The organism is Delftia sp. ZNC0008, assembly GCF_000799035.1.
Classification (GTDB): domain Bacteria; phylum Pseudomonadota; class Gammaproteobacteria; order Burkholderiales; family Burkholderiaceae_C; genus Comamonas; species Comamonas tsuruhatensis.
On sequence record NZ_JTKZ01000557.1, the window covers coordinates 1 to 11,862 of the forward strand.

General features: G+C 67.9%; 10 protein-coding genes, 1 pseudogene and 2 riboswitches. Of the genes and pseudogenes, 5 read left to right on the plus strand and 6 right to left on the minus strand.

Going from position 1 to position 11,862, the window contains the following annotated elements; all coding sequences use genetic code 11:
- A partial coding sequence (locus tag L995_RS18410; RefSeq protein WP_047472918.1) for an MFS transporter occupies positions 1–1,297 on the minus strand: 1,297 nt, incomplete at its 3' end.
- A gap of 91 nt (positions 1,298–1,388) precedes the next feature.
- Between L995_RS18410 and L995_RS18415 the strand changes: the two genes are divergently transcribed.
- Both L995_RS18415 and L995_RS18420 read left to right on the plus strand, forming a co-directional pair.
- The gene (locus L995_RS18415; RefSeq protein ID WP_016446320.1) at positions 1,389–2,279 is read left to right on the plus strand and encodes a LysR family transcriptional regulator; all 891 of its coding nucleotides are present in this window, start codon (positions 1,389–1,391) and stop codon (positions 2,277–2,279) included.
- Positions 2,280–2,536: 257 nt separating this feature from the next.
- The gene (locus L995_RS18420) at positions 2,537–4,018 is read left to right on the plus strand and encodes an amino acid permease (RefSeq protein WP_047216913.1); all 1,482 of its coding nucleotides are present in this window, start codon (positions 2,537–2,539) and stop codon (positions 4,016–4,018) included.
- A gap of 50 nt (positions 4,019–4,068) precedes the next feature.
- Here L995_RS18420 and L995_RS18425 read toward each other — a convergent pair whose 3' ends face one another.
- The 3 genes from L995_RS18425 to L995_RS18435 all read right to left on the minus strand — a co-directional run bounded on the left by L995_RS18425 (position 4,069) and on the right by L995_RS18435 (position 5,739).
- Entirely contained in the window at positions 4,069–4,425 is a 357-nt protein-coding gene (locus L995_RS18425; RefSeq protein ID WP_016446322.1) for a VOC family protein, read from the minus strand.
- Between the two features lie 85 nt (positions 4,426–4,510).
- Complete coding sequence (locus tag L995_RS18430) at positions 4,511–5,278, minus strand: helix-turn-helix domain-containing protein (protein ID WP_047472919.1); 768 nt, start codon at positions 5,276–5,278, stop codon at positions 4,511–4,513.
- A 5-nt stretch (positions 5,279–5,283) separates the two neighbouring features.
- On the minus strand, positions 5,284–5,739 hold the full coding sequence (locus tag L995_RS18435; protein ID WP_012206124.1) for an Lrp/AsnC family transcriptional regulator: 456 nt from the start codon (positions 5,737–5,739) through the stop codon (positions 5,284–5,286).
- A 458-nt stretch (positions 5,740–6,197) separates the two neighbouring features.
- Here L995_RS18435 and L995_RS18440 point away from each other — a divergent pair, with 458 nt between their 5' ends.
- Entirely contained in the window at positions 6,198–7,844 is a 1,647-nt protein-coding gene (locus L995_RS18440; protein WP_047472920.1) for a sensor histidine kinase, read from the plus strand.
- A gap of 51 nt (positions 7,845–7,895) precedes the next feature.
- On the opposite strand, the gene L995_RS18445 is transcribed toward L995_RS18440, so the two are convergent.
- A complete protein-coding gene (locus L995_RS18445) occupies positions 7,896–8,387 on the minus strand; it encodes a DMT family transporter (RefSeq protein WP_047472921.1) in 492 nt (163 codons plus the stop codon).
- Positions 8,388–8,485: 98 nt separating this feature from the next.
- On the opposite strand from L995_RS18445, the gene L995_RS18450 reads away from it, so the two are divergent.
- The gene (locus L995_RS18450) at positions 8,486–9,403 is read left to right on the plus strand and encodes a LysR family transcriptional regulator (protein ID WP_047472923.1); all 918 of its coding nucleotides are present in this window, start codon (positions 8,486–8,488) and stop codon (positions 9,401–9,403) included.
- 15 nt (positions 9,404–9,418) lie between these two features.
- Here L995_RS18450 and L995_RS18455 read toward each other — a convergent pair whose 3' ends face one another.
- Entirely contained in the window at positions 9,419–11,023 is a 1,605-nt protein-coding gene (locus tag L995_RS18455; protein ID WP_047472924.1) for a fatty acid--CoA ligase, read from the minus strand.
- A 169-nt stretch (positions 11,024–11,192) separates the two neighbouring features.
- Positions 11,193–11,304, plus strand: a riboswitch (glycine riboswitch).
- A 15-nt stretch (positions 11,305–11,319) separates the two neighbouring features.
- Positions 11,320–11,438: riboswitch (glycine riboswitch) on the plus strand.
- A 58-nt stretch (positions 11,439–11,496) separates the two neighbouring features.
- On the opposite strand from L995_RS18455, the pseudogene gcvT reads away from it, so the two are divergent.
- Positions 11,497–11,862: pseudogene (gcvT, locus tag L995_RS18460) on the plus strand (glycine cleavage system aminomethyltransferase GcvT); the annotation flags it as partial.

The window sequence follows — 11,862 nt, forward strand, 5'->3', positions numbered from 1 at the left end:
GTCCAGCCAGCGGCGCGGTGGCCACCATGACCAGCAGGGCCAGCCCCAGCGCCGCGCCCACCTGCTGGGCCGTGGCCGCAATGCCCGAGGCCACGCCCTGCTGCGCAGCCGCCACGCCCTGGCCGGCCACCACCCACATGGCGGTCCAGCACGCGCCCTGGCCCAGGCTGAGCACCACGAAGCCCGGCACAAGCCAGACATAGCTGCCGCCCAGCGGCAGCGCCCAGGCCATATAGGCCAGGCCGAGGGTGCCTGCGGCCCAGCCCCCCATCAGCACGGCGCGCGGCGTGGAGCGGTGCAGCCAGTGTTCGGCCCAGCGGATGCCCAGCGTGCAGACCGCCGTGGGCAGCAGGAAGGCCAGGCCGGCCTGCAGCGGGCTCCAGCCGTAGATCTGCTGGAAATACAGCGCCAGAAAGTAGTACTGCACGCCAAAGCTGCTCATGAAGATCATGGTCAGCAGCATGGCCGAGCGCAGGCTGGGCACGCGCAGCAGGGACAGCGGCATCAGCGGCGAGGCGATGCGCGCCTCGATGCGCCAGAACAGGACCAGCGCCGCCATGGCCACGGCCAGCGTCCCCAGCGTGGCGGCGCTGGCAAAGCCCCATTCAGGGCCTTGCACCAGGGCCGTCACCAGCAGGCTGCTGCCCACGGTCACGCTCAGGCAGCCGGCCAGATCGAAGCCCTGGCCCGGTGCGGCACGCCCGGTACGGGCCGAGGGCGGCAGAAAGCGCAGCGCCGCCATGGCACACGGCCAGGCCACGGGCACCAGCACCCACAGCACCCAGTTCCAGCCCAGCGTCTGCGTGAGCACGCCGCCCAGCAGCGCGCCGGCCGCCAGCCCGCCGGCCGACGCCATGCTCCACACGGCCAGGGCGCGGTTGCGCTCGGGCCCGGCCGCATACAAGGTATTGATCAGCGACAGCGTGGCCGGAAACAGCAACGCCCCTGCCACGCCCTGCCCTGCGCGGCCCAGCACCAGTTGCCAGGGCTGGGAGGCGAAGCCGCCGACCAGCGAGGCCAGGCCGAACAGCGCCATCCCCGCCACATACATGCGCCGCTTGCCCAGCAGGTCCGCACAGCGCCCGCCCAGCAGCAGGCAGCCGCCAAAGGCCACGCTGTAGGCACTGACCACCCATTGCAGGTGGTGCGCATCCATCTGCAGCTGCTGGCCCATGGCGTCGAGCGCGACGAAGACGATGGTGGCATCCAGCGCAATCAGCAACTGGGACAGGGACAGCAGCGCCAGCGCGGCGCGCGAGTGGCGCAGGGCGCCAGCGGGGGAGTCGTTCACAAGCATGGGAGCGATCCTAATTAATGCATTTCTGAAGATAAACATCAGATATTCATCTTTCTTATGCAAAATCGAATCAATCAAACATGCCATCGCCATGGACCTCAACGCCGTTCAATTGCTCATCAAGGTGGCCGAAAGCCGCAGCTTCACCCAGGCGGCAAGCCTGCTGGGAACCAGCCAGTCCCGCATATCGCGCGCCGTGGCGCAGCTGGAGAAAGACCTGGGCACGCGGCTGCTGCACCGCAATACGCGCAGCGTGTCGCTCACGCCAGACGGCTGCGCGCTGGTGGACCGCTGCGCCCCGCTGATCGCCGGGCTGGAGGAGGCGCGCCAGCTGGTCAGCGACCGGCGCTGCGCGCCCAGCGGCGTGCTGCGCATGACGGCGCCGTCCATGCTGGGCCGCATCGTGCTGGTGCCGCTGCTGGGGCAGTTGCTGCGCGAGCATCCGCAATTGCAGATCGACACCAGCTTCACCGACCGCATGGTGGACATGGTGGAAGAAGGCTTTGACGCGGCCGTGCGCATCGGCCCGCTGGCAGACAGCCGCATGATCGCCCGCGCCCTGCCGCCGCTGCGCTGGGTGACCGTGGCCTCGCCCGCCTACCTGGCGGCGCGCGGCACGCCGCAGACGCTGCAGGAGCTGGCGCAGCACAGCTGCATGGCCGTCTACAACCACTACCTGGGCCGGCGCGTGCCCTGGCAGTTCCTGGCGGGCAATGGCGAGATGCTGGACTGGCCTGCGCCGCAGACCGTGACCTTCGACAGCGGCGACCCGCTGGTGGAAGGCTCGCTGGGCGGCCTGGGCGTGGCCCAGGTCATGGAGTTCGCGGTGCGCGAGCACCTGCAGGCGGGCAGGCTGGTGCGGCTGCTGCCCCAGCACGAAGGCCGCGCCCGCGAGCTGTCCCTGGTCTACCCGCGCACGCGCCAGGCTTCGCCGCGCATCAAGGCACTGGCACAACTGCTGCTGGCGCAGACACAGTGGTGAGGCGGCAGCGGCCAGCCGAGCTGGCGTGGCGCCGCACACACAGTGGGTGCTGATTCAGATCGGCTTATGCGGGTGAAGGGAGATTAAACTGCTGCCTTTCCACGATGGCTGCGTTCTCGGACAATCACGCCTTTTCGTGGTGCATGCACCTTGATGGGGCCGCGACAGCGCGGCTCTTTTGTTTTTACCTGTTTTGCATTCCTGCCCCCGCGCCGGCCAGCGGCCACGCGGGATCTGATCCAACCATCGACACATCCATGGCAGCAGACAACTCCAAGAACGCCGCTCCCACCGCACTCAGGCGCGAACTCAAGGCGCGGCATCTGTCCATGATCGCCATCGGCGGCTCCATCGGCACCGGCCTCTTCGTTGCCTCGGGCGCCACCATCTCGCAGGCCGGCCCCGGCGGCGCCCTGCTGGCCTACATGATCGTGGGCCTGATGGTCTACTTCCTCATGACCAGCCTCGGCGAAATGGCCGCGAACCTGCCCGTCTCGGGCTCGTTCGCCACCTACGGCGCGCGCTACGTGGACGAAGGCTTCGGCTTCGCGCTGGGCTGGAACTACTGGTACAACTGGGCCGTCACCATTGCCGTGGACCTGGTGGCCGCCCAGCTGGTCATGGCCTACTGGTTCCCCGACGGCAACGGCATGCTGTGGAGCGCCCTGTTCCTGGCCATCATGTTCGGCCTCAACGCCATCTCGGTCAAAGGCTTCGGCGAGGCCGAGTACTGGTTCGCCGCCATCAAGGTGACCACCGTCATCCTCTTCATCGGCGTGGGCGTGCTCATGATCCTGGGCATCGTGCGGGGCGGCGCGCCTGAAGGCATCTGGGGCAACTTTGCCCTGTGGAGCCAGGGCGATGCGCCCTTTGCAGGCGGTTTCTCGGCGCTGATCGGCGTAGCCATGATCGTGGGCTTTTCCTTCCAGGGCACGGAGCTGATCGGCATTGCCGCTGGCGAATCCGAGAACCCCGCCAAGAACGTGCCCCGCGCCGTGCGCCAGGTGTTCTGGCGCATTTTGCTGTTCTACGTCCTGGCCATCCTGGTCATCAGCCTGCTGATCCCCTACACCGATCCGCAACTGCTCAAGAACGACCTGGGCGACATCAGCGTCAGCCCCTTCACCCTGGTCTTCGAGCGCGCGGGCCTGCTGTCGGCCGCCGCCGTGATGAACGCCGTGGTGCTGACCTCGGTGCTGTCGGCCGGCAACTCGGGCATGTACGCCTCCACACGCATGCTCTACACCCTGGCCTGCCAGCGCATGGCGCCGCGCATGTTCTCGTACGTCAACAAGCGCGGCGTGCCCACGATGGCCCTGCTGGCCACCACGGTCGTGGCTGCGCTGTGCTTTCTGACCAACATCTTCAGCCCCCAGCTGGTCTACATCTGGCTGCTGAATCTGTCGGGCATGACGGGCTTCATCGCCTGGCTGGGCATCGCCATCAGCCACTACCGCTTCCGCAAGGGCTACGAGGCCCAGGGCCTGGACCTGAACCGGCTGCCCTACCGTGCATCGTGGTTCCCGTTCGGCCCCATCTTCGCCTTCGTGCTGTGCATGGTGATCACGCTGGGCCAGAACTACGAGGCCTTCATGGCAGACCGCATCGACTGGACCGGCGTGGTCGCCACCTATATCGGCCTGCCGTTGTTCCTGCTGATCTGGGGCGGCTACCGCCTGGTCAAGGGCACGCACATCGTGAAGTACAAGGACATGCAGCTGGGCTCCAACGTCGACTGACGCCCTCCCAGTCCCCATGAAAACAGCCCGCAGATGCGGGCTGTCGTCTTTCAGGCATCGGCCGACCACACGGCCAGCTCGTAGCCGTCCGGATCGGTGAAGTGGAACCTGCGGCCCCCCGGGAACGCGAACACCGCGCGGCTGATCACGGCACCGGCCGCTTCCACGCGGCGCTGCGCCTCGGCCAGATCGTCGGCGTAGAGGATGACCAGCGGGCCGCCGGGCCGCACCTCCTCGCCCGTGGTGAAGCCGCCCGTCAGCCGGCCGTCGCTGAACTCGGTGTAGCTCGGCCCGTAGTCTGTGAAGGTCCAGCCGAAGGCCTCGCCGTAGAACGCCTTGCTGCGTGCGATGTCGGCCACGTTGAATTCGATGTTGTCGATCTGGTGGTTGTTGCCCCTGATGCCCATGTGATGCTCCATTGAATGTCGGTAGGCCGCCATCATCGGCCACGCAGGGGCATGGCATCTTGAACAAAACGGCCAGCCGGGCCGCTCAATCCAGCAGTTGCTGCAAGGCAGCGCGGGGCGTGATGCCGCACAGCGCCCTCACCTCGCGCGACAGATGCGCCTGGTCCGCATAGCCGGCCTCCGCCGCCAGGGCCGCAAGACCTGCCTGCCGGTCAGACCGTGCCAGGGCCAGCAGGCGCTGAAAGCGCAGCACGCGCTCCAACGTCTTGGGGCCGTAGCCAAACTGCGCGTGGCACAGGCGGCGCAGGCTGCGCTCGGACATGCTCAGCTGCGCGCGCATGGCGGCCAGCACACCGGATTCGTCCCGCCCGGCTGCAGCCGCCACACCGAACAGCTGCATGGCCTGCCGGTCGGGCTCCGGGGCGTCGCGGCCCATTTGCACCAGTCCATGGATGAACACGGCCTGCCCTGCGCCCGGCTGCGCATCGTTGATGCGATGCACCCACTCGCGCGCGCGCGGCCCCAGCAGATCGCCCAGTTCCACCGCCTGCCCCACGATCTCGTCCATGGGCAGGCCCAGCCAGGCGCTGGCCGCACCGGGGCCGAAGCGCGCCCCCCATACCTCGGACCCCGGCACGAGCGCGGGCCGCGCAGCCACCCTGTCAGGCCCCACGGCCAGCAGCTGCCCGCCTTTGCAGACGATGTCCACGCAGCCATCGGGCACCACGAGAAAGCCGCCGGCATAGTCCGAGGCCACGGTGCTGCTCCACAGGCACTGGAAGTGCGGCTGCAAGGCGGGCGGCGGGGAGTGTTCGCGGTAGGGAGCGGGCGGCGGCGCCTGGCCAGAAGGCATGGACTTCAGACCCCCAGCGGCAGGTCCGCCTTCTTCAGCGTGCGCAGCACAAAGCTGGACTGGCTGTGGCGTATGCCCTTGATCTTGTAGAGCTTCTCGCGCAGCAGGCGCTCGTAGTCGCGCGTGTCCTTGACGACGACGCGCAGCAGGTAGTCGTACTCGCCCGAGACCAGATGCGCCTCCACCACCTCGGGAATGGTCGCCAGCATCTCGCCGAATTTCTCCAGCGTGTTGTCCGAATGGCTGTCCAGCGTGACCTGCACCAGCACCGTATCGCCCAGGCCCAGCGCCAGCGGGTTCAGGCGCACGGTATAGCCCTCGATCACCCCCGCCTCTTCCAGCTTCTTGATGCGTGCCCAGCAGGGCGAAGCGCTCAGGCCCACGGCGGCGCCGATTTCCTGCAGGCTGGCGCGCGCGTTGGCCTGCAGGGCGGAAAGAATCTTTCTGTCGAGGATGTCCATGGCCGGCAATCTACTGCAAAACAGGCAGGCGCAGAATAATTTTCTGTAGCAACGCCTGTTTTGAAGAAATAAAGCAGCATTTTCTGAGACCAGACGCGCACACTTGTCTGCATGGGAGCACGCTTACCGGCGCAGCAAAACCATTCACCCAGCCCCGCCGACTACCGCCAGCGCCCGGATGCGTGATCCCCTCAGGAACCCGTTACAGGCCGCCCCGCTTATCCGCAGTGGGGCGGCCTGTTGCATTGGGGCACCCGGCAGGCATCCGCAGACACCCGGCAGCGCTTTCCCGCAACGGCGGCCGGTGCACAATGCCTCCCGCAAACGTGCACGCCCATGCACTGACCCTGACGTCGGGCATGCATGGGCGCTCGCCACATCAACCAATCGGCCCCTTGATCCACACCCAAGACAATCCCACCGAAGGCCGCCGGAGGCACTGGCCAACGGATTCTGCAATGCGATGGCTGGCGCAAGCCCTGGCAGCCGCAGCGCTTCTGGCGCTGCTCACCCGCTTGCTGCCCAACCCCCAGGCAGCCCAGGGCATCGCGGTCTTTCCCGGCAGGAGCATGGCGCCGGCCGCCATGCTGCTTTACGCGTACATGGGCTCGGCCCTGGCCATCACGCTGATGAGCCTGATCCTGTGGTGCTGGCTCAGGGAAAGGCTCTACATTCTTTGCGCCGCGCTCCTGGCAGCCGGTTTTGCCTACGCTGCTTTCCGTTACCGGCCCGAAGGCCTGTGGCTGCCCGGCGCCGACCAGCCCCAGCATGCGCTGTCCATCGCCTACTGCAGCTTCTGTGTGGTGGCGACGGTGTTTTTCAGTCAATTGTTCGAGTTCCGTCGCCATTGGATCTGGGCTGCGCACCTCTTCAGCGTGGTGGCCTGGCTGAATGCCATCGCACTGGGCCTGGCACTGTTGGGGGGCTATGCGCAGATCTCGCGTGCCGTGGTGTTCACGGCCCTGGTGTCCACATCGTTCGGTGCGGTCTTCGTGCTGTACCTGCTGGTGGTTCGAAGGCAGTGGCAGTACCTGCCGGGCGCGCTGGCGTTTGCGGTGCCTTCCGCCCTGGGCATCCTGAACCTGCTGAGAACCCAGGGCCTGTTCCCCGATGTCGCGCTGCCATCGGCCCAGATGCTCTGGTTTGCCGGGCGTGTTTCCGAGGCCATCCTGCTGGGAATGGCGGTGACCAACCGCACGCGGGTGGCGGAGCGCGCCCTGCGCAGTGAGCGGATGCAGGCCCTGTCACGCGCCCAGGCGGCCGAGCGCGAGCTGGAGTCCAAGGTGCTGCAGCGCACCGCACAGCTGCAAACGGCCCAGCAGGCCCTGCAGACGGCCTTGCACAGCGAGCGGGAGATGCGGCTGGAACAGCGCCAGTTCTTCAACATGATCAACCACGAGTTCCGCACCCCACTCACGATCGTGGACGGCGCCGCGACCGAACTGCAGACGTTCCCGACGACGGACGCGGACTCCCTCATCGAGCAGGCGTCCCAGATACGCAGGGCCTCGCGCCGGCTGATGACCCTGGTGGACACCTGCCTGATCAACGACCGGCTGGACGCGGGCGCGTTCCGGCTGCAACTGGAGCAGACGCCATTGGATGAACTCCTGGAGGAGTCTGCAGAGCTCGTCGGCTGGTCCCGGCGGCATCGCCTGAAACTGGATCTGGAACAAGGCCCGCAGCAATGGCAATGCGACCCTGTCCTGGTGCGCATCGCCATCTCCAACCTTGTCGGCAACGCCATCAAATATGCCAAGGCGGGCGACATCACCCTGGCCGCCCGCTGCGATGCGTCCGGTGACCTGCTGATTTCCGTCAGCGACCAGGGACCGGGCCTTGCGCCCGAAGCGGCAAGACAGGTTTTCGAGCCCTATGAACGCGCAAGCGCCACCCGGCACGTCAACGGGCATGGCCTGGGCCTGTCCGTGGTCAGGCGCATCGCCAGGCTGCACGCAGGCGACGCGTTCTTCCAGCCGGCTGCCGGAGGCGGGGCCTGCTTTGTCATCCGGCTGGGCCGGCTCCTGCCCGGCACGGCAGATGCCCGCCAGGAATGTCCGCCAGCGGCAAGGCCGGCCGCCGTGCCGCCGGGCATGCCCGCCTGACGCGGGCAAGGCCGGGGCCTTTGCCCCTGAAGCAGGGCGTGCTCGCGGCGCTCATGGCGCCGCCGCTGCACGGGCCGTCCCGCCCTGCACCACCAGGAACACGCCGCCCAGGATCAGCGCCACCCCTGCCAGCCGCGACCAATTGACCGGCCTGGCGCCCAGGCCCATCAGGCCGAAATGGTCCACCAGCACCGAAACCACGATCTGCCCCGCCACCACGCAGACCAGAAAACCGCCCGCGCCCAGCTTGGGTGTCACGGCCGCCGCACTGGCCACATAGATGGCACCCAGCACGCCGCCTATCCATAGCCACCACGGCCCCGCGACTGCCTGCGCCACCGCGGGAGTGGGCGCGCGCATGGCCCAGAGCGCGGGCACGACGACCATCACGCTCACGGCCAGCGAAGTCAGCGCGCCCCACAGCGGATGGCCCAGCACCCGCCCGACCATGGCGTTGCTCGCCGCCTGGAACGGCAGGATGGCGCCAGCCAGCAGTGCCATGCCCACGGGGGCCATGGCCAAAATCGTGTTCCGTCCTGTCATGCAAAGCATCCTTTTCCTGTTCGTGAATCCATGCCTGAATGCTCTCGCATCCGCTGGATGAATGGAAATCGTTTGTGTGCACGTTCTATATTCATGGCATGGATGAACTGCGCCGTATCGACCTCAACCTGCTGCTGGCCCTGCACGCCCTGCTGGCCGAAAAACATGTGACGCGCGCGGCCCTGCGGCTGCACAAGAGCCAGCCGGCCATGAGCCATTCGCTGGCGCAGCTGCGCGAGCATCTGGGCGACCCGTTGCTGGTGCGGCGCGGTGGCCGCATGGCGCTGACGGCACGCGCGCAAGGCCTGGTGCAACCGCTGGCGGATGCGCTGGGCAGCCTCAACGGCTTGCTGGCACAGGCGGAGTTCGACCCGGCCCACGCACGCGGACGGCTGCGGCTGGCGCTGTCGGACTACGCATCGCGCATCGTGCTGCCGCCGCTGATGCGGCATCTGCGCCAGCACGCACCCGGGCTGGACCTGGCCATCAGCCAGTCCACGCGCGAGGTGATGCTGGCCCAGCTGGCCGATGGCGAACTGGACCTGGCCCTGGGCCCCTTCCCCGACGCACCCGACCTGCCCGACGGCATCGAGGTGCAGGATCTGTTCCAGGAGCAGTTCGTGAGCGTGGCCGACCAGGCCGTGCTGCCGGCACGCGGCGGGCTGTCACTGCAGGACTGGCTGCAGCGCCCGCACGTCATGCTGGCCATGCGGCCCGACGCCAGCGAGGAGATCGAACGGGCGCTGGCCGCCCAAGGCCTGAGCCGCCGCGTGGTGCTGGCCCTGCCCCACTGGAGCGCGGCGCTGGAGGTGCTGGCAGGCACCGACCTCGTGCTGACCGTGGGCAGCCGCGCCATTGGCGACCTGCGCCGCCACAAAACGCTGCGCCGTTTCGCTCCGCCGCTGGAGCTGCCCCGGTTTGCCTACCAGCAGGCCTGGCATGTGCGCAAGCAGGGGGATGCCATGCATCGGTGGCTGCGCAACTCGATGGCGCAGTGCTGTTCTGCGCAGAAGTAAGCGCAGGCCGCAGCCTCAGGCTGCCACCACCACCCTCAGCAACTGCTTCTGTATCTTCCCGCTGGCCGTCTTGGGCAGGGCTTCGCGGAAGTGGTAGCGGCGCGGGCGCTTGTAGGCAGCCAGGCGGTCGCCATGGACCAGGAAGGCGTCCAGCGCCTCGGCCGTGGGCGTGGCGCCAGGCTTGGCGACCACGTGGGCGGCGACGATCTGGCCCCAGCGCTCGTCGGCCTCGCCGATGACGGCGACCTCGAGCACATCGGCATGCTCGACCAGCGCGTCTTCCACTTCGCGGGGATAGACGTTCTCGGCACCCGAATTGATCATGTAGTCGATGCGGTCGCGGATCCAGAGATAGCCGTCGTCGTCGATGTGGCCCAGGTCGCCCGTGTGGTACCAGCCGTGCGCCAGGGCGCGGGTGTTGGCGTCGGGGCGGTTGAGGTAGCCGGCCATCATGCAGGGGCCGCGCACGAGGATTTCGCCCACCTCGCCGGGCAGGCAGGCCTCGGCCGGGTCGGTGGGGGCGTTGTCTTCGCGCAAGCGGGCCACGATGAGGTCATGGCCCATGGAGGGCAGCCCGGCCGAGCCCGCGTGCGAGAGTTGCTCGCGCGGCAGGAGGATGGACATGCAGGGTCCCATCTCGGTGGTGCCGTAGACCTGGACCAGGTCGCTGCCGACCTTGCGCGTCCATTCGCGGATCAGGTGCGGCGCCATGGAGGCGCCGCCGTACTCCACCAGCCGCAGCGCGGGCGCCTGCTCAGGCGAGGCGATGGGGTCGGCCAGCAGCATGGTGACCATGGTGGGCGCCGCGAAGAAGAAGCTCACGCGCTCTTCGCGGATCAGGCGCCAGGCCTCGGCCACGTCAAAGCGGCGCAGCAGCACCTGGGTGGCCCCGGCCTGCAGGCGCGGCAGAAAGCTGGTGTGCAGCTCGGCCGTGTGGTTGAGCGGCGCCATGGCCAGGCCCACGTCGTCGCGCGTGAACTGCATGGTCTGGTGCATGAGGGCGTTGTGCGCCAGCTTGCTGCGGTGCGTATGCAGCACGCCCTTGGGCCGGCCCGTGGTGCCGCTGGTGTACATGAGGATGCAGGGGTCGCTCTCGCGCACATGGGCCTGGGGCGGCGCGCTGCTGCGGCCCCTGGCCAGGGCGGACAGGCGCTGCGTGGCCCAGACCGGCAGCGGGTCGGCCGGGGCATCGTCGGCAAAGATCCAGTGCTCGATGCCCGTGCCAGTGCCGCCGCCTTCGGCCTTGAGCAGGGCCTGGGCGCGTGCGGCCACCTCGCCGCCCTCGTGCTCGAAGACCAGGGCGCGCGCTGCGCCGTCCTTGAGGATGAAGGCCAGCTCCTGCGCCGCCAGCCGGTAGTTGATGGGGTTGAAGATGGCGCCCAGGCGCGCGGCCGCCAGCATGGTGAAAACAAAGGCCGGCGTGTTGTAGAGAAAGGCCGCGACCACGTCGCCATGGCCTATGCCCAGCTCGGCCAGGCCGTGGGCGTGGCGGTTGACTTCGGCATCGAGCTGGGCGTAGGTCCAGGCGCGGCGCTCGCCGCCCTCCCACGCGACCAGGGCTTCCTTGTTCGGCAGGTAACGTGCCGGCCAGGCCAATGTGTCTCCCAGCGTCTGCTGCATGTGCGCTTCTTCCTTCTCGCTCACGAGATTTCATATATCGATGCACCTCAATGTAGGAGATTTTTTAGACAGTTATGCAATTTGCAAATGCATCCATGCAGGCAAGCGCATGGAGTTGCAGTCGGCCCGCGGAAATCCCGAAGCCGCGCGGACGCTGGCCGCAGCTAGAATGCGCCGGTCAGGAGAGAGTGCCCGCCCGGCCGCAACGGTCGCAGGCAGCGGCACCGCCGAAGGCGCAGGGTTCGCCCCGAACGCTCAGGCAAAAGGACTGGCACCGCCTGCCGCCACGGCCGCAGGCGTTCCTAGCTGGAGAGAGATGCAGGGCACGGCGGTGTGCCCCATCCACCGAAGGAGCAAGCCCCACGCATGGAAGGTGCGGGTGAATCTCTCAGGTAAAGCGGACAGCAGGGCAGCACATCCCGGAGGACCGGGATGGCGTTATGCCTTGTTCCTTGCCTGAAAGAGAGCCCTCCTTGTCCGCTGCCTCCACCACCGATCTGCTCAGGACCCCGCTGTTCGACCTGCACCAGGAACTGGGCGCGCGCATGGTGCCGTTTGCCGGCTACTCCATGCCCGTGCAATACCCGCAGGGGCTGATGGCCGAGCACCTGCACACCCGCGAGGCGGCAGGCCTGTTCGATGTCTCGCACATGGGCCAGATCAGCCTGCGCGGCCCGGATGCCGGCGCGGCGCTGGAATCGCTGCTGCCCATGGACGTGCTGGGCCTGGGCGAACACCGCCAGCGCTACGGCCTGCTGCTCAACGACGCGGGCGGCATTCTGGACGACCTGATGTTCGTGCGCCGCGAGGACGACCTGTTCCTGATCGTCAACACGCGG